The 16,973-nt window shown below is 62.6% G+C and carries 15 protein-coding genes; 5 read left to right on the top strand and 10 right to left on the bottom strand.

The features are described from left to right. Positions 1 to 189: 189 nt before the first annotated feature. The 7 genes from G3N59_RS36030 to G3N59_RS36000 form a co-directional block, all read right to left on the bottom strand. Positions 190 to 1,122 carry a tyrosine-protein phosphatase gene (locus G3N59_RS36030; RefSeq protein WP_241024826.1) on the bottom strand — a complete coding sequence of 311 codons (933 nt, stop codon included), beginning with the start codon at positions 1,120 to 1,122 and terminating at the stop codon, positions 190 to 192. Next, the gene (dmpG, locus tag G3N59_RS36025) at positions 1,119 to 2,195 is read right to left on the bottom strand and encodes a 4-hydroxy-2-oxovalerate aldolase (RefSeq protein WP_205987769.1); all 1,077 of its coding nucleotides are present in this window, start codon (positions 2,193 to 2,195) and stop codon (positions 1,119 to 1,121) included. Before dmpG ends, G3N59_RS36030 begins: the two co-directional genes overlap by 4 nt. Positions 2,196 to 2,217: 22 nt before the next feature. Further along, complete coding sequence (locus G3N59_RS36020; RefSeq protein ID WP_205987768.1) at positions 2,218 to 3,102, bottom strand: acetaldehyde dehydrogenase (acetylating); 885 nt, start codon at positions 3,100 to 3,102, stop codon at positions 2,218 to 2,220. 61 nt (positions 3,103 to 3,163) lie between these two features. Further along, positions 3,164 to 3,946 (bottom strand): fumarylacetoacetate hydrolase family protein, encoded by a 783-nt coding sequence (locus tag G3N59_RS36015; RefSeq protein WP_205987767.1) that lies wholly within the window; start codon positions 3,944 to 3,946, stop codon positions 3,164 to 3,166. A gap of 104 nt (positions 3,947 to 4,050) precedes the next feature. Next, positions 4,051 to 5,430, bottom strand: a complete 1,380-nt coding sequence (locus G3N59_RS36010) for a DUF1329 domain-containing protein (protein WP_205987766.1) — start codon at positions 5,428 to 5,430, stop codon at positions 4,051 to 4,053. 35 nt (positions 5,431 to 5,465) lie between these two features. After that, entirely contained in the window at positions 5,466 to 7,043 is a 1,578-nt protein-coding gene (locus tag G3N59_RS36005) for a DUF1302 family protein (RefSeq protein WP_205987765.1), read from the bottom strand. Positions 7,044 to 7,188: 145 nt separating this feature from the next. Then, entirely contained in the window at positions 7,189 to 8,007 is an 819-nt protein-coding gene (locus G3N59_RS36000) for an SDR family oxidoreductase (RefSeq protein WP_205987764.1), read from the bottom strand. Between the two features lie 173 nt (positions 8,008 to 8,180). Between G3N59_RS36000 and G3N59_RS35995 the strand changes: the two genes are divergently transcribed. From G3N59_RS35995 to G3N59_RS35975, 5 genes are all read left to right on the top strand, one after another. Continuing rightward, the gene (locus tag G3N59_RS35995) at positions 8,181 to 9,068 is read left to right on the top strand and encodes an alpha/beta fold hydrolase (RefSeq protein WP_205987763.1); all 888 of its coding nucleotides are present in this window, start codon (positions 8,181 to 8,183) and stop codon (positions 9,066 to 9,068) included. Then, positions 9,065 to 9,859, top strand: coding sequence for a glucose 1-dehydrogenase (locus tag G3N59_RS35990; protein WP_205987762.1), 795 nt, complete (start codon positions 9,065 to 9,067; stop codon positions 9,857 to 9,859). The genes G3N59_RS35995 and G3N59_RS35990 overlap by 4 nt, the downstream gene beginning before the upstream one ends. Positions 9,860 to 10,457: 598 nt before the next feature. Beyond that, positions 10,458 to 10,829 carry a nuclear transport factor 2 family protein gene (locus G3N59_RS35985; protein WP_205987761.1) on the top strand — a complete coding sequence of 124 codons (372 nt, stop codon included), beginning with the start codon at positions 10,458 to 10,460 and terminating at the stop codon, positions 10,827 to 10,829. Next, positions 10,826 to 12,073, top strand: coding sequence for an NADH:flavin oxidoreductase (locus G3N59_RS35980; RefSeq protein ID WP_205987760.1), 1,248 nt, complete (start codon positions 10,826 to 10,828; stop codon positions 12,071 to 12,073). Before G3N59_RS35985 ends, G3N59_RS35980 begins: the two co-directional genes overlap by 4 nt. Beyond that, positions 12,074 to 12,787, top strand: a complete 714-nt coding sequence (locus tag G3N59_RS35975) for a TetR family transcriptional regulator (RefSeq protein ID WP_205987759.1) — start codon at positions 12,074 to 12,076, stop codon at positions 12,785 to 12,787. Here the strand turns inward: G3N59_RS35975 and G3N59_RS35970 are convergent. From G3N59_RS35970 to G3N59_RS35960, 3 genes are all read right to left on the bottom strand, one after another. Further along, positions 12,724 to 13,629: a LysR family transcriptional regulator gene (locus G3N59_RS35970; RefSeq protein WP_205987758.1), complete on the bottom strand. Its 906-nt coding sequence runs from the start codon at positions 13,627 to 13,629 to the stop codon at positions 12,724 to 12,726. The genes G3N59_RS35975 and G3N59_RS35970 overlap by 64 nt on opposite strands. A gap of 131 nt (positions 13,630 to 13,760) precedes the next feature. Continuing rightward, on the bottom strand, positions 13,761 to 15,158 hold the full coding sequence (gene dbpA, locus G3N59_RS35965; protein ID WP_205987757.1) for an ATP-dependent RNA helicase DbpA: 1,398 nt from the start codon (positions 15,156 to 15,158) through the stop codon (positions 13,761 to 13,763). Between the two features lie 192 nt (positions 15,159 to 15,350). Next, positions 15,351 to 16,937: a Na+/H+ antiporter gene (locus tag G3N59_RS35960; RefSeq protein WP_205987756.1), complete on the bottom strand. Its 1,587-nt coding sequence runs from the start codon at positions 16,935 to 16,937 to the stop codon at positions 15,351 to 15,353. Positions 16,938 to 16,973 lie beyond the last annotated feature (36 nt).

Raw genomic sequence — 16,973 nt, 5'->3', positions numbered from 1 at the left:
CACGGCATGGCCGGCTCCAGACGATTCACTTGTCCGAAGTGTTACCCATGTCCCCGCACACCTGTTACCTATGTCTCCAGTCCATACACCGCTGCAAAGAAAAGTAGGTGCCGCCCCGCACAGGGGCAACGCTAATAGACCGACATGACCACAAGGAAATGCCAACCCCCCAATTAAACAAAAGAAAAACTAAAAAGCAACTCCACGCCCCAAAAGATAATTCCGCCGAATCAAATCAACATCAACATGCAGCACATCGCGCAAATACCGCTGCATCCCACCATACCGCGCATCGATAACCTGCATCGCAGCGCCAATATAGTCAGCATCCACCTCAAGCAAAGGCAAGACCACCGCAGGCTCCACCCCAATTTCCCGTAACTGCCCAATCGCCAAAGCGTTATAACCCGCATTAACCCGATTAGACTCAAGATAGTTAGCAACGACAGTAGCGCGATCCACCCCTAACGCAGAAAGCAGCAAAACAGTCGCAAACCCAGTCCGATCCTTCCCTGCGGTACAGTGAAAGAGCAAAGTCTGATCGGCCTCAGCACGCTTCAAAAAGCGCGCAAACTGCTCCTGATAGTCCACAGGAAACTGCCGATAAATCCTTACCATAAACGCATGCATTTGCGCAGGCGTAGACCGCTTGAGCATCGGCACGATCGCAGCCGGCGACAGATCGCCAGCAAGCACAGGATCGGCACGCCACGGAAATCGCTCAGCAAAAGCCGCTTCAGCCGAAGTCTTCTCGCTATCGGCCCGAAAATCGACCACCGCGTCGAGCCGCATCGCATCCAGCCGCTCAAAATCCCCAGCCGTCCCTAACGCAGGATTGCCGCTACGATAAAGCCGATGTGGCGCGATCACCTTGCCGTCGGCGCCCACAAGGCCGCCCAGATCGCGCAGATTCTGGATATGCTGCATAGGAACCGGGCGATCGGAATCCTGAGCGAATGCACTGCCCGCAGCCAATCCGATGCAAAGCGACACACCCGCAATCTGAAGCTTGAATAGAGTTCGAGTCATAAATTCCGCGCAAAGAAAAAACGCGCACCATCCAGCGACAGCGCGCGTATCCGAAATAGCAGGCAAATGAAACAAAAGAAGCAAAACAATCAAACAGCAACACTCAAACCGCGCTCGCGCGCCAACGTAATCGCGGTGTCCTCGATCATGTCTTCCTGGCCGCCCACGAGCCGCTGTCGCCCCATCTCCACAAGAATGTCCCGCGCCGGCACGCCATATCGGGCTTCAGCACGCTTGGCAAACAGCAGGAACGACGAATAAACCCCGGCATAACCCAGCGTCAGCGCATCGCGATCAATTCGAATTGGCGCATCCATGATCGGCATGACGAGGTCTTCGGCAACATCGGAAATCGCAAAGACATCCACACCCGTTTCGATACCCATGCGCTCGCATACGGCCACGAAAACTTCCATCGGCGTATTGCCTGCGCCCGCGCCGAGTCCAGCGGCCGCCGCATCGATACGATTCGCGCCAGCGGCAATTGCCGCGAGTGAGTTGGCAATCCCCATCGCCAGATTATGGTGGCCATGAAAGCCGAGTTCGGTCTCCGGCCGCAGTGCTTCGCGCACGGGCACAAGGCGCGCGCTCACGTCATCGGGCAGCATGTAGCCCGCCGAATCGGTAATGTAAATGCAGTTCGCCCCATACGATTCCATGAGCTTCGCCTGCTGCACGAGCAATTCAGGCGGCGCCATGTGCGCCATCATCAGAAAGCCCACGGTATCCATGCCCAGTTCGCGTGCGAGGCCAATGTGCTGGCCCGATACGTCGGCTTCCGTGCAATGCGTCGCCACGCGGATCGTATTCACGCCCAGGCCATGCGCCATGCGCAGATGTTCGACCGTGCCAATGCCTGGCAGCAATAACGCCGATACCTTCGCCTGTTTCAATTCGCCAATCACCGCTTCCAGATAGGCTTCGTCGCTATGCGCCGGAAAGCCGTAATTGACCGATGCTCCGCCCAGGCCGTCGCCGTGCGTGACTTCGATAAGCGGCACGCCAGCGGCGTCTAGTCCTCGTGCAATGGCGCGCATCTGATCCAGCGAGATCTGGTGGCGCTTGGGATGCATGCCGTCGCGCAGCGTCATGTCGTGCACGGTGATGCGTTTGCCCGCGAGCGGGTGAGTGGCTTTTACAGCGTCTTTTTCAGCAGTTTTTTGCATCGTCGTTCCCTCGTGTGCGATTTCAGACCGCGGCCAGCATCTGCTCGGCGAAGATCTCGCCGGTACGCGCGGCGGCGGCCGTCATGATGTCGAGATTGCCCGCGTAGCGCGGCAGGTAATCGCCCAGGCCGGCGACTTCCATGAATACGGAGACGCGTTTGCCGTCGAACACCGGGCCGTTCTTGAGCGTGTAGCCCGGCACGTAGCGCTGCACTTCTTTCACCATCGCATGCACCGATGCGGTAATCGCTTCGACATCCGGTGCGTCGACGGTCAGGCAGTGAATCGTGTCGCGCATGATGAGCGGCGGCTCGGCGGGGTTGATGACGATGATGGCTTTGCCGCGCTGAGCGCCGCCCACGGTTTCGATCGCACGCGAAGTGGTGCGCGTGAATTCGTCGATATTTTTACGCGTGCCCGGACCAACCGAGCGCGATGACACCGTCGCGACGATCTCGCCATAGGCCACGGGTTGAACGCGTGCGACGGCATGCACGATTGGAATCGTCGCCTGGCCGCCGCAGGTGACCATGTTGACGTTGGGCGTGTCGGCCAGAAACTCGCCGAGATTAACGGGCGGCACGCAAAACGGGCCGATGGCAGCAGGCGTGAGGTCGATCACGCGCACGCCGCGCGCCGTGAGTTTGTCGGAGTGCTCGCGGTGTACATAAGCCGAAGTGGCGTCGAAGGCGATACGGATGCCGTCGGCTTGCAGATGCGGCAACAGTCCGTCGATGCCTTCGGCAGTGATCTTGAGGCCCAGCGCCTGGGCGCGTGCGAGTCCATCGGAAGACGGATCGACGCCCACCATCCAGACGGGGTCGAGCACGGCGCTACGGCGCAGTTTATAAAGCAGATCGGTGCCGATATTGCCAGGGCCGATCAGCGCGCATGGAATTTTGCTCATGGAGTGTCCTTGTCGAAATCCTGTTTCAAATCATTCGGATTGCAGATGAGTTATTTGCCGGTCAGACGAAACTCACTTCACAGCCGCCGATACCTTCGATCTGCATCGATAACCGGTCGCCCGTCGTCACCGGAATCAGCACGGCCAGCGCGCCCGACAGCACGACTTCGCCCGCAAGCAGCGGCATGCCCAGCTCGCCGAGCGTGTTGGCCAGCCAGGCGACGGCATCGGCGGGGTGGCCCAGTGCGGCCGCGCCTATGCCTTCACCCGCGTTTGCGCCGTTCTTGTCGATACGCATGCGGCAGGCTGCGAGGTCCACGGCATGCGGCGCGACGCGCTCGCGGCCGAGCACATACACGCCACTGGAGGCGTTATCGGCCACGGTATCGCCAATGCGGATCGCCCAGTCGCGAATCCGCGAATCGACGATCTCGAAGCAGGCGCCCACTGCTTCGGTGGCTTCCAGCACTTCGGTACGATCGACGCCCGGGCCGCGCAGGTCGCGGCGCAGATAAAACGCGATCTCGCCTTCGGCGCGCGGCTGGATCAGCGTATCGGCGCGAATCGCAGCGCCGCTTTCGTACTGCATGCCGGAAAGCAGCATGCCGAAGTCGGGCTGGCGCACATCGAGCATGTCCTGCACGGCCTGGCTCGTCACGCCGATCTTCTTGCCGACGACGGTTTCGCCCGCCGCCACGCGGCGTGCGATGTAGTGTTGCTGGATGCGATAGGCGTCGGCGAGCGGCAGCGCGGGCAGGCGCGCGCTAAGCGGTGCGATGGGCGTGCGCTCGCGCCAGGCGGCGTAGAGCGCGTCGCCAAGCGCCGCGAGTTGGGCTGATGTCATGACGATGGGATGAAAAGCGCTTCGTTCGAAGCGTGAAAACACGTGAAAGCACGTAAAAGCGCCCACCTGCGTAAAGGCAGGCGGGCGTGAGAGGGCAGCCTACGTCAGACGCCGTCGCCGCGAATCGCATCGGGCGAGTAATAGGCCTCGTTGGTTTGCGTGGTGGGCGTGAGAACCGGCATCGGCTCCTGATTCGTCAGGCGGTCCGCGTAATAGGCGCCCGAGATCAGGTCGTGATAGAACACCGAAGTCGAATAGAAGGTCTTCGCATCGAACGCGTAAAGCGTGGGCGCGAAGTTGGTGCGCCAGAGCGTGCCGCGCGCGTCGTAGTTATCGGCGGCGACAGCGTTCCAGGTGTCCTCATCCAGATACAGCACGCGCTTGGCGTATTGATGGCGGAAACCCGGTTTGAGCGTGGCTTCGAGTACCCAGACGCGATGCAGTTCGAAGCGCATCGTCTGCATGTCTTCATGGCCCTTGGTGAGCAGCGCGGTGTACTTGATCGACGGGTCCATCATGCGGTAGTTGTCGTACGGCACGTAGATTTCGCGTTTGCCGACGATCTTCCAGTCGTAGCGCTCGCCCGAGCCGTTGAAGAGGCGGTCGTCGTCCACCGTGCGGAAACCGCCCGGACCTTCGGGCTGGTCGAAACCGAATTCGGGCGACTGGCGCACCCGTCGCGTGCCGGGGTTATACGACCAGGTACGGCGCGTGTCCGAGCCTTCCTGATCCCACATTTCGTAGCCCGTAATAATCGTGCCACGATCGGAAAGCGGCAGCACCGTAGTCTGGCGGAAGAAACTCCGGCCATTGAGTTTGCTGTCCGACTGGAAGGGCACCGTCGCGCGCGGCCCGTAAATCGAATATTGCACCTTGCCCCAGGCGATATTGCCGTCTGGATAGACCACCGCCTGATCATAGGTGGCGTTTTCCGATTCGATCATCGAGGCGAAGCGCAGATCCCACATCGCCTCTACGCCGTTCTTCGGCACCGGAAAGGGCGTGACGGGCGGGAAGTCCTTCAGGCCGTTCTGGTCTTTCGTCATCACCGTGTTGGGCGCGTAGGTGCGAATCGCCTTGTAGACGGCGTCCGGATACGCGAAGTCGCGGTGGCTCGGATAAACGGTGATCTTGAAGGTATCCGGGTACTTCTTGAACAAGGCCTTTTCGCCGTCGCTCAGGCGCGCTGCGTATTGCTGCATGTTTTGCGCGGTGATCGTGAAAAGCGGTTTGTCGCTCGCATACGGATCGGGATAGCGCTCGCCAGCTTTGTAGTTGACACCCGCGGGCGTGCCGACATACTTGCCGGTCCACGCGGGGATACTGCCGTCGGCGTTGCCGGCGCGTTCCGCGCCCATCGGCGTGAGCGTGCTGTCGAGTTTCGCGAGATCGGCGGCACTCGTTTTCGCAAACGTGCCCGCGGCAAGCGCGACGCCTGCCGCGAGGGCGCAGGCTTGCATGGCGTAATGAAAGGTTCTGCTCATGACCATTCCTCTTGCAGTGAAAATAAGGCCGGTATTCAGAAGGAATACGTGGCGGTAGCGAGTACGTAATCGCGATCGGCGAGCGGACGCTGTACCGGGTCCGGCGTGCCGAGGAACTTCGCGTAGACCAGCGAGAGTTTGAGATTCGAGAGGCGCGTGAAATCGACGCCTACCGTGAAGCGATGGTCGCCCACGCCGGTGAGCGAGCCAAGCGCGCCGGACAGCGCGGATTTACCCGTGAAATCGTCGGAGTAGGTGAGCGGCACATCCATATCCCAGCCGTTGAATACGTTCTTGTAGCTGAGCGTCCAGGCCAGCTCGAATGCGGCGGCATTGCGCGTATTGGCGAGCGTGGTCGAGCCGTTGACCGGCGTGACGTTGCCGGTGTGAACATAGGAGACTTCCGCGACCAGCGTTTGCGAGGCCGCGAGAAATGTCGGGCCGATCGAATAGATGGCGGAAAGATTCGATTGCCACACATCGCCGCGCGTGGCGGTCGCGCCGGTTGGCGCGTTGACCAGCACGGCCGCGCCCTGGCGATATGACGTTTCGCCCGCGATATTCACGCCCGCCGCTTCGGTCGAAAAGCTCAAGCCAGTGAGTTTGATGTGATCGAAATACTTTTGCTGATACTGGAGTGTCGGGTAATAACTGAATACGACACTCGGATTCATGTCGTTGTAGTGCAGATAATAGGCGCCGATTTCCGTATCGCCGAATACACGCCAGCGCGCACCGATACCCCATTGATCGTTGTTATTCGGCTTGATGTCCGCGCCGCGGGGAATCAGCGTGCCGCCCGGTCCGATCAGGAATTGCGCGCCGGGGCCGGTCACATCCGAATAGCTGAAATAGCTGCCCGGCGCAGTGAGATCGTTGTGCTCGAAAGCAAATTGCCAATAGCCGAGCAGGCTGAAATTGGTGGCGAGTTGCCATTGCGCCGAAATCTGCGGAACCGGCAGCAGAATGTCTTTGACTTCGGCACCGGCGACATAGGATTTCGTGGCGTCCGCGGGGCCTTGAGCGCCTGCGATGTTCGGGAAGAACACGCTTTCGCCCCATGCGAGCACCTGGTCGCCGACCTTCACATTGAGGTTGGTTTTGCCGATGTGAAAGGTGTTGTACGCATAGGCGGCCAGCAATTGCGGGCGCGCGCCGGCCCAGTAACTCGTATCGCCGGTGAACTGGTTATAGGCGCCCGAATGATTGACGGTGTCGGGCGCGTCGTTGTAGTTCGGGCGGTGATAGACCTGATCGTAGAACGCATCGGCGCGCACGAATACGCCCCAGTCATCGTGTTTGAGATTGACTTCGCCGAGGATATTGGCCTGGTTCTGCATCAGCTTGCCGGACTTGAAGTTACGGTCGCCGTCGTCGCCGTTGATATTGTCCGGGCCAAGCAGATTGCCGCTGGGCGAATGCGTGCGAATGCCCAGTCCGTAGCCGATCGTGAAGTTGTAGTCGAGCGTGGTGTTCGCGCCGAGTGCGAGCGTGTCGCCCGCCCAGGCAGGCGCCGCGGCGCTCACGCACGCGGCAGCCAGGGCGAGCCGGCAGGCGGCAGTGATCGGTCCCAATGCGATCGGTCGTAATGCGCGCGGTGTGTCGATTCTCATTGCGTCTCCTCTGAGGCTCCGTTGTGGTTTTGTCGTGGCGTCGGTGTGCTCAGAGGTTAGGGGGCGCGTGCGCAGCGAGAATCGTCAAAACGGACTACCTGGTTCCCCTCAGTGATCGTGTGAAGCGATGGCGGCCGATCTGTGCTTATGCACGCTCGAAGGCGTTTCCTGCCGCCGTGGCCGCGAGAAACGCGGGCACTTCGCCACCGCCTTCCAGCACGAGATTCGAGCCCGACGCATAAGACGCCTCGCGGGACGCGAGAAAGAGGCAAGCCTGCGCGACGTCATCGGGTATCGCGAGACGACCGGCGGGCACAGTGGCCGCCGCCGCGTGCAGACTTTCCTCGCCGATATGGTCCGCGGTTGCAGCGTCCGTTTGCACGAGGCTCGGGCTCACGGCGACGACGCGGACCTTCGGCGCCCATTCCACCGCGAGCGAACGCACGGCGTTGAGCACGCCGGCTTTCGCCGCGCCGTAGGCTGCCGTGCCCGGCGACGCGCGCAAGCCGCTCACACTGCCCACGAACAGCAGCACGCCGCCTTCGGGCTGGCGTTGCATGACGGCGTTGGCGCGTTGCGCGAGCCAGAGCGGTGCGATCAGATTCAGGCGGATCACAGATTCGGTGAAGCGCGGCGACGCCTGCGCTGCGAGCGCGAAGGGCGCGCCGCCCGCGTTGCTCACGACCACGTCCAGGCGGCCGGTTTCGGCTTCGATGCGGGCGATGAGCGCGTCGATGGCATCGATGTCGCGCACGTCGGCGGCGATGGCGCGTAGCGGGTGCAGGCCGGTTTCATCGGCGCAATCGGTGTTATGGGTTGGCTCGGGCACGCTGCGTCCGCAGACATAAACGATGGCACCTGCACGGCGGAACGCGTGCGCAATCGCGGCGCCGATACCGCGTGTGCCGCCCGTCACGAGTACGGTTTTGCCGCTGTATTGACTGTTTGAATCGAAGGCTGTCATGGCCCGTCTCCAGAAGAAGAAAAGATCGAGGCCGATGGTAGAGAAAAGCCCGGGTGGTTTCTTAGTCTGAAAAGACGATGCGGCGCGTGCTCGTGCCCCCGATCATCGTTGGCAGGCCGGTCCCGCGCTGCCGCGGCGAGGCGGGCCAGGCAAAAAACAGGAGACACGCGCGCATGACAGCAACCCCGAATACTGCATTGCCCGCTGGCGCTATCGGCGCATACACCGATGCCCCAGGCGGCCTGAAACTGCATCATGTCGAAGCGGGCAGCGGCGAGCCGGTCGTGTTTATACACGGCAGCGGCCCCGGCGCCAGCGGCATCAGCAATTTCCGCCATAACTATCCGCAGTTCGCGGCGGCGGGCTACCGCGTTATCGTGGTGGATCTGCCGGGTTATGGTGCATCGTCGAAACCCGCGGATGCCCAGTACACGCTCGACTACTTCGTGGCCGCATTGCGCGCGCAATTGAGCGCACTGGGCGTGGGGCGCGCCACCTTGCTCGGCAATTCGCTGGGCGGGGCGATCGCGCTCAAATACGCACTCGATTACCCGGACGACGTTTCTGCGCTGATCATGATGGCGCCAGGCGGCGTGGAGGAGCGCGAAACCTACTTCCGCATGGAAGGCATCCAGAAGATGGTGACGCTGTTCACCAATCGTCAGATGAACCGGCAGACGATGCGTTATTTGCTGGAGTTACTGGTGCATGACCGTGCGCTCGTGACGGATGCGCTGGTGGAAGAGCGCCTCAAAGTGTGCGAAACGCAGCCGCCGGAAGTGCTCGCGACGATGCGGGTGCCGAACCTGACCGAACGGCTGGCGGAATTGCGTTGCCCGGTATTGGGTTTCTGGGGCACCAATGACCGTTTTAATCCGGTGAGTGGCGCGATGCATTTTCTGGAGCATTGCGAAGACGCGCGATTCGTGCTGATGAACCGTTGCGGGCATTGGGTGATGGTGGAGCATCGCGACTACTTCAATCGCGAGTGCCTGGATTTTCTGGCGGGGTTGCAGACTGCGCCGGCGAGCATTGAACACAACGACAAGGAGACAGCATGAGCAACCTGCAGACGATCACGCAGCAACTCTTCGATATGAGCGGCAAGGTGGCGGCGATTACGGGCGCGGCGCGCGGCATTGGTGCGCAGACGGCGCGTACTTTGGCGGCGGCTGGAGCCGCGGTGGCGGTGCTCGATGTGTCGCCGCACGGCGAGGAACTGGCGGCCGAGATTGTGGCTGCGGGCGGGAAGGCTTATTTCTGGCGGCTCGATGTCACGCAGGAAGCGGAAGTCGAGCGTGTATTTGGGGAGATTGTCGCGCGCTTTGGGCGGCTTGATGCGCTGGTGAATAACGCTGGGATTGAAGGGGCGAATGTGCCTACGCATCAGATGTCGCTTGAGCAGTGGCGACAGGTGATGGATGTGAATGTGACGGGCGTTTTTCTTTGCACCAAGCACGCGATTCCGGCTATTCAGAATGTGGGCGGCGGGTCGATCGTCAATCTGTCTTCCATGTATGGGCTGGTGGGTGGGCCGGATGTGCCGGCTTATCATGCTTCTAAAGGGGCGGTGCGCTTGATGGCTAAAACCGATGCCATGCTGTATGCGGCGCAGAATATTCGGGCTAATTCTGTGCATCCAGGGTTTATCAGGACGCCGTTGCTTGAGGAGGCTTTTGAAAAGCTGGGCGATCCTGAGCAGATTTTTGGTCAGATGAAGATGATGGTGCCGATGGGGAAGATTGGTGATCCGCAGGATATTGCGGCTGGGATTCTTTATCTTGTTTCGCCGGCGGGGAGGTATGTTACTGGGACTGAGCTGGTGATTGATGGGGGGTATACGGCTCGTTGATGTTGTTTTTCTTGGGGTGTTGGCATTTCCTTGTTTTCGTGTCGGTCTATTAGCGTCGCCCCTGTGCGGGGCGGCACCTACTTTTCTTTGCAGCGGCAAAGAAAAGTAGGCAAAAGAAAGCCGCTACAAACGCCAGAATGACGCAGTCCACAAACAGCCTTTTAGGGGGAAAGGTATAGGAGCATCCGGTCCCTCGCACCCTACCACTAAGTGACAAGGCGCCCGCCCACCCGGGGGCGCTACGCGCCCCGAGGGGCATAACCGCAAACCGAAGGTTTGCTGGTTTCACCTGCAAACCCAACCGTTGCGCGCGCAGCGAGCAACGGGATGTATGACGGCTTTGTCACTACCTTTGAAGGTGCGAGGTGACGGACGCCCCTATACCATTCCCCCTTAAAGGCTGGTTGTGGACTGCGTCACATTGGCGGTGTGAGCGGCTTTCTTTGCCTACTTTCTTTGCCGCCGCAAAGAAAGTAGGTGCCGCCCCGCACAGGGGCAACGCTAATAGACCGACGCGAACACAAGGAAATGCCAACCCCGCAATTAAACAAGCAAAAAGCAATTACTAAGCACCCCAAATAAAAAAGAGCAAACCAAAATGAAACCCACCCTCCTGAACTACATAGAATCCTTCAACGCCTCCGACACCGCCCGCATCGTGTCGCTATTTTCCGAAGACGCCACAATAGAAGACCCGGTGGGCACCCCCCTGAAACGCGGCAGAGCAGAAATAACCGCCTTCTACGCTCACGCCACCTCACTAGGCGCCCGCCTCGAACTAATCGCCCCACCGCGAGGCTCCCACTCGAACGCGGCGACGATCACCTTCAAGGTGCACATAAAAGGCCCAGAAGGCACCCCAGCCCACATCGACGTCACCGACGTCATGGAATTCAACACCGAAGGCAAGATCACAAGCATGCGCGCCTACTGGGGCCCAGACGACTACCACATTGCGGAACAAAAATGACCGCAGACCTCGACCCAGAGTCCACCCCATTCAGCCCACTCAAACTCGGCCCACTCACCCTACGCAACCGTTTCATCAAATCGGCGACAAACGAGGGCATGGCGCCGCACGGCGTCCCATCGCAAGCCTTGCTGAACCTGCACGAAGCCACCGCAGCAGGCGGCGCAGCCCTCACCACCGTCGCCTACTGCGCAATCGGCCCGGACGCCCGCACCTTCATCGATCAACCCCAACTGGATGGCAGCACCCGCACCGCATTCCGCGCGCTGACCGACGCAGTGCATCGCCACGGCGCAGCAGCCAGCGCACAAATCACGCATGGCGGCTGCTTCACATTCCTGCCGGAGCTCTCCACCAAACGCCCGCTAAGCGCATCGGGAGGCATCAACAAAGTCGGCCTGATGAGCGGCCGGTTCTTCAAGCAGGCGATGAGCGAAGCGCACATGCAGGCATGCGCAGCCCAGTTCGCCCAGGCCGCGCGCCACGCCCGCGATGCGGGTTTCGACGCCATCGAAATCCACATGGGCCACGGCTATCTGCTCAGTCAGTTTCTCTCGCCGCTCTATAACCGGCGAAGCGACGCCTACGGCGGCACGGCCGCGCAACGTGCGCAGTTTCCCTTGCGCGTGCTGCGCCAGGTACTGGACGCCGTCGGCCGCGATTGCGCCGTGCTCTGCAAGATCGGCGTGACCGAAGGCGTGAAAGGCGGCAGCACCGCCGAAGACGCGGCAGAAGTCGCGCAACGGCTGGAAGCAGAAGGCGCGCACATGCTGGTGCTCAGCGGCGGCATGAACGTCGAATCCGTCTGGCAGCTTTTCGGCAGTCCATTGCCGGCCGAAGCGCGCGCGAATGTTGCAAATCCCATCGTTCGCGCAGCCATGCACTTGCAGAAACTCACCGAGCCGCGCTTCGACGGCTTTCGCGAGATGTATTTCCTCGAACACTCCCGCAAGGTGCGTGCGGCAGTCGATTTGCCGCTGGCTTATCTGGGCGGCGTGCGTTCGGCGGCCAATGTGGCGCAGGCGATGAACGAGGGTTTCGATGCCGTAGCGCTGGCACGCGCGCTGTTATTCGAGCCCGGCTTCGTCAATCGGCTAAAAAGCGAAACAGAAGCGGTCTCAGGCTGCACGTCCTGCAACCGTTGCGTGGTCAGCATGTACACGCCAGGCGGCACAGCCTGCGTGCTGCAAGGCGAAAACGATCCCGCACCGAACCGCATCCCCGCCGGCACAAGCGCGATCTGAATGGCAAAACGCACCAAAGAAGCGGCGCAGGAAACCCGCACCCGTCTGCTCGATAGCGCTGAAACGCTGTTCGCCCTGCACGGCGTCTCGCACACCACGCTGGCCGATATCGCCGATGCTGCGAGTCTCACGCGCGGCGCGATCTACGGCCACTTCCGCAATAAGGCCGATCTGCTCGAAGCGCTGCTGGAGCGCACGCGTTTGCCGCTGGAAGAATTGATCGGCGCGTTCGTCGATCCGCAGGCTCAGGCGCCGCTGGCCGCGATGCAGCGCGCGATTCTCGTCTGTCTGCGCGATGCCCAGTGCGATGCGCGTCGCCGCCGGGTCGCCGAGATCGTCTTCAATCGCTGTGAACTGGTCGACGACATGGCGCCGGTGGCCAGCCGCATGCGCGAATACGCACGCGATGGTCTGGAGAATCTGGAGCGCGGTCTGAGCAATGCGAAGCATCGCAAGCAGCTTGCGCCCACGCTCGATGTGCGTCTCGCCGCCGCGCTGCTGCATGCTCAGGTGTCAGGTCTGATTCGCGACAATCTGCTCATGCCGCAACATGTCGATTTCGTGCGTGACGGCGCGGCCATGGTCGCGGCGATGTTCGAGATGCTGCAGCACGTGCCGGCCCTTCATCACGCGCCGCCGCGCGCATCGGATCAACGCACGCGCGCGCCGCGCCAGTCAGAACTGCGCGCGAGTTCGACGAATGCGTCCAGATAATCGATCGATGCATCGGCCTCGCGCGTGCCCAGAAAAATCTGTTTGGCGATGCCTTGCTTGCCCAGCTTCACGCTCACCACCGGCATGCGCTCGGCGTATTCGTCGGCGAGCCAGCGCGGCAGCGCGGCCACGCCGCGATCGCTTGCCACCATCTGCAGCATGATGTCGGTGGTTTCGATGGTTTTGTGCCGGCGCGGCGTCACGCCCGCCGGGCGCAGGAACTGGTTGTAGATGTCGAGCCGGTCGGTCTCGACGGGGTAGGTGATGAGGGTTTCGTCGGCGAGTTGCTCGGGCTTCACGTGGCGCGCGCCCGCGAGCGCGTGACGCTCGGAGACCACCAGCACCTGTTCGTAGTCGAACACGGGTTCGAAGCGCAGGCCGGGGCGCATGAGCGGATCGGGCGTCACCAGCACGTCGATGTCGTAACCGAACAGCGCGCCGATGCCGCCAAACTGGAAGCGCTGCTTGACGTCCACATCGACATCGGGCCAGCGCGCCAGATACGGCGACACCACTTTCAGCAGCCACTGGTAGCACGGATGGCATTCCATGCCGATGCGCAACGTGCCGCGCTCGCCGTCCGCGTATTGCTTCATGCGCGCTTCGGCGTGCTCGAATTGCGGCAGCAGGCGGTTGGCGAGCGCGAGCAGATAATGCCCCGCCTGCGTGAGCCGCAGGCTGCGCCCCTCACGGTCCCAGATGGGCGTGCCGAGCTGCTGCTCGATTTTCTTGACGGTATGGCTCAGCGCCGACTGCGTGAGAAACAGCGTGCCGGCGGCGGCTGTGAGCGAGCCCTGACGCTCGACTTCGCGAATGATCACGAGATGGATGCGTTCGAGCATCGCTGCGGCCTCCGGGTGCGGTCATGCGGGATAAGCATGAAAAAAGCTAATCGATGAGCGGTGAACCCAGCATTCTAGTTCATCGAACTCATCGATCGGCTTCGCCGCAACCCGGCTTTAATCGTGCATCCTCACTCGTCCATCAGGCGCGCGCGCACCTTCTTGCCCTTGACCTTGCCGGCGTTGAGCTTGCGCACGGCGTCGCGCGCGATGCTGCGCTCGACCGCTACATAGGTCGAGAATTCCGTCACGTTGATCTTGCCGATCTGCGCGCCGGTGAAGCCGGCTTCGCCCGTGAGCGCGCCGAGCACGTCGCCCGGACGGATCTTTTCCTTTTTGCCGCCCAGAATCTGCACGGTTTCCATCGGCGGCAGCAGCGGGGCGTTGCTGGCGGGTTTGAGTTCGGCGATCGGATGCCATTCGACTTCGCGCTTGATCGCCTGTTCGATGCCGCCCACACGGCCCATTTCGTTCATGGTCGCCAGCGACAGCGCCCAGCCGTCCTGATCCGCGCGGCCCGTGCGGCCGATGCGGTGCACGTAGACTTCCGGGTCCGGCGTGACATCCACGTTGATAACGGCTTCGAGCTGGGCGATGTCGAGACCGCGCGCGGCCACGTCGGTCGCCACCAGCACCGAGCAGCTACGGTTGGCGAACTGGATCAGCACCTGGTCGCGCTCGCGCTGGTCGAGTTCGCCGTGCAGCGCCAGCGCGTGAAAGCCCTGCGCGCGCAGCACGTCGAGCAGATCTCGGCATTGCTGCTTGGTGTTGCAGAACGCGATCGTGCTGACCGGGCGGAAATGGTTGAGCAACTGGCCGACGGCGTGCAGGCGGCCGGTTTCTTCCACTTCGTAGAAACGCTGGCGGATCTTGCTGTCGTCGTGACGTTCCTGCAGCTTGACTTCCTTCGGGTTGCGCAGGAACTGCTGGCTCAGCTTGGCGATCCCTTCGGGATAGGTCGCCGAGAACAGCAGGGTCTGGCGATCCTTCGGGCACTGGCGCGCGACCTTGGCGATATCGTCGAAGAAACCCATGTCGAGCATGCGGTCCGCTTCGTCGAGCACCAGCGTGTTGAGCGAGTCGAGCGAGAGGATGCCGCGCTCCAGGTGGTCCATGATGCGGCCGGGCGTACCGACGACGATGTGCGCGCCGTGTTCGAGGCTGGCGATCTGCGGGCGCATCGGCGTGCCGCCGCAAAGCGTGAGCACCTTGACGTTTTCTTCGGCGCGCGCGAGGCGGCGGATTTCCGTCGCGACCTGGTCGGCCAGTTCGCGCGTGGGGCAGAGGATCATCGCCTGGACGTCGAGGCGGCGCACGTCGAGCTTCGCGAGCAGCGCCAGCGAAAAGGCGGCAGTCTTGCCGCTGCCGGTCTTGGCTTGCGCGATGAGGTCGTGGCCGGCGAGCGCGATCGGCAGGCTGGCGGCCTGGATCGGCGTCATTTCGGCGTAGCCGAGCCGGCTGAGGTTCTCGAGCGTGGCGGGCGCGAGCGCAAGCTCGCTGAAGGACGTGGCGGTGGGTGTATTCGTCATGCTGGGTCTCGCGCCCCGGTTGGGGCGGATGCCGCGCAAAGGCGGCAGGAATGGATCGGGCGGCGCTGAACGGACTGATCGATGGATCGGGGGTTCGCGCCGCGCGTGCCGCGATTTTAACGGATACGGACCGCAAAGCCCCGAGATTGGCCGGGAAAGGCGGGCAAGTGTGGTGCGGATGCCGTAGGAAGCCTAGCCGCGCGCGTGCTGCGCGCCCAGTTCTTCCAGATCGAGATCGTGTTCGACGGCGTGCAGCAAGGCGTCGCTGATCAGCCCGGCGCGGTGCATGCGCAGGATTTCCGTGCGGCCCGCGTGCACGGCGGCGAGCACGACATCGTAATGGGCGGTGCGGACATCGACGGGCAGGGTTTCGGCGTGCTCGAACTGCTGCGAGATGGTTGCGCGGTAGGTGTATTGCTCCAGCAGGCGCGGATGGATCACGCTGCCGTCCGGCCCGTGCACGAGCGGCCGGATCGTTTCGAGCTGCACGGCCAGCATGCGGGCCCAGACCTGCGGCTCGCTCAGGTAGGCCGCGCCGGCCTGGGCGTCCTGCAGCGGGCGCACGAGGCGGATCAGCGGGCCGATCGTCACGCCCTGAAGCAGCACGGTGAAAAGAATCACGGCGAACGCCGCGAACAGGATCAGGTCGCGCCCCGGCAGGCTCTCGGGCAAGGTCAGCGCGATCGCCAGCGTGACCACGCCGCGCATGCCCGCCCAACTGACGACGGCGGCCGCGCGGAAGTCGGCGTCGAGCACGCGGCGCGGCATGAGGCGATGCGCGAACGCGCGGATCGTTTCGATGCCGAAAGTCCAGACGCAGCGCGAGAGCACCACGGCCGCCACCACGGCCAGCGCGGCGGGACCGAGCTGGGCGAAAGCCTCGCCCGCGCCGCCCAGCCGCACGATCACGCCGCGCAGCGACAGCCCGATCAGCACGAACACCAGCGCCTCCAGCACGAACACGAGCACCTGCCAGAACGCGGTGCCGCGCATGCGCACACGGGCGGTGAAGATGTCGTGCTGATGCCAGCCCAGATACATGCCGCAAGTGACGGTGGCGATCACGCTCGAGACATGCGCCATGTCGCCGGCGATATAGCTGAACCAGCCGGCGCTCACGGCAACCGTGATGATCAGATAGTCGTCTTCGAGCAGGCGCAGCAGATTGACCGCGAGATAGCCGACCAGCCAGCCCACCGCGATCCCGCCGATGGCGAGTCCCGCGAAGGTCAGCAGCGCGCCCGAGGTGCTGAAGGCGCCGGTCAGCGCGGCGGCCACGGCGAAACGGAACAGCACGAGGCCGGCGGCGTCGTTGAGCAGGCTTTCGCCTTCGAGCAGGACCATGATGCGGCGCGGCAGCGCGAGGCGCTCCAGCACGGCGCGCGCGGCCACGGCGTCGGGCGGCGAGACCACCGCGCCCAGCGCGAAGCACACGGCCCACGGCAGCGTGGGCACGACCCAGTGGGCGACCAGGCCGACCGCCCAGGTGGTGAACGCCACCGCGCCGATCGCGAACAGCAGGATCGGCGTGATATGACGTTTGAAGTCAGCCCAGACGAAGAAGTAGGCGCCGTCCATCAGCAACGGCGGCAGAAACACGATCAGCACGAGATCGGGATCGAGCACGACGGGCGGCAAGCCCGGTGCGAACGCCATGGCCGCGCCGCCCACCAGCAGCGCCGCAGCGGGCGGCAGGCGCAGCCGCCGCGCCAGCAGTTCCAGCGCCACAATCGCGATCAGGGAAAGCAGGACGAGCTTGAAGGCCGAAACGGCGGTCATGTGAATTCCCCGGGTGATGGTTCGATCTGCGTCGAT

The sequence above is a fragment of the Paraburkholderia sp. Ac-20340 genome (genome assembly GCF_017104965.1).
Taxonomy (GTDB): Bacteria; Pseudomonadota; Gammaproteobacteria; order Burkholderiales; family Burkholderiaceae; genus Paraburkholderia.
This window is presented reverse-complemented; position numbering and strand designations above follow the sequence as displayed.

Coding starts and splice junctions, on each gene's coding strand:
- G3N59_RS35970 (WP_205987758.1), bottom strand. CDS start 13,629: ATGCTCGAACGCATCCATCTCGTGATCATTCGCGAAGTCGAGCGTCAG.
- G3N59_RS35960 (WP_205987756.1), bottom strand. CDS start 16,937: ATGACCGCCGTTTCGGCCTTCAAGCTCGTCCTGCTTTCCCTGATCGCG.
- G3N59_RS35980 (WP_205987760.1), top strand. CDS start 10,826: ATGACCGCAGACCTCGACCCAGAGTCCACCCCATTCAGCCCACTCAAA.
- G3N59_RS36000 (WP_205987764.1), bottom strand. CDS start 8,007: ATGACAGCCTTCGATTCAAACAGTCAATACAGCGGCAAAACCGTACTC.
- G3N59_RS35985 (WP_205987761.1), top strand. CDS start 10,458: ATGAAACCCACCCTCCTGAACTACATAGAATCCTTCAACGCCTCCGAC.
- G3N59_RS36020 (WP_205987768.1), bottom strand. CDS start 3,102: ATGAGCAAAATTCCATGCGCGCTGATCGGCCCTGGCAATATCGGCACC.
- G3N59_RS36005 (WP_205987765.1), bottom strand. CDS start 7,043: ATGAGAATCGACACACCGCGCGCATTACGACCGATCGCATTGGGACCG.
- G3N59_RS36010 (WP_205987766.1), bottom strand. CDS start 5,430: ATGAGCAGAACCTTTCATTACGCCATGCAAGCCTGCGCCCTCGCGGCA.
- G3N59_RS35975 (WP_205987759.1), top strand. CDS start 12,074: ATGGCAAAACGCACCAAAGAAGCGGCGCAGGAAACCCGCACCCGTCTG.
- dbpA (WP_205987757.1), bottom strand. CDS start 15,158: ATGACGAATACACCCACCGCCACGTCCTTCAGCGAGCTTGCGCTCGCG.
- G3N59_RS35990 (WP_205987762.1), top strand. CDS start 9,065: ATGAGCAACCTGCAGACGATCACGCAGCAACTCTTCGATATGAGCGGC.
- G3N59_RS35995 (WP_205987763.1), top strand. CDS start 8,181: ATGACAGCAACCCCGAATACTGCATTGCCCGCTGGCGCTATCGGCGCA.
- G3N59_RS36015 (WP_205987767.1), bottom strand. CDS start 3,946: ATGACATCAGCCCAACTCGCGGCGCTTGGCGACGCGCTCTACGCCGCC.
- dmpG (WP_205987769.1), bottom strand. CDS start 2,195: ATGCAAAAAACTGCTGAAAAAGACGCTGTAAAAGCCACTCACCCGCTC.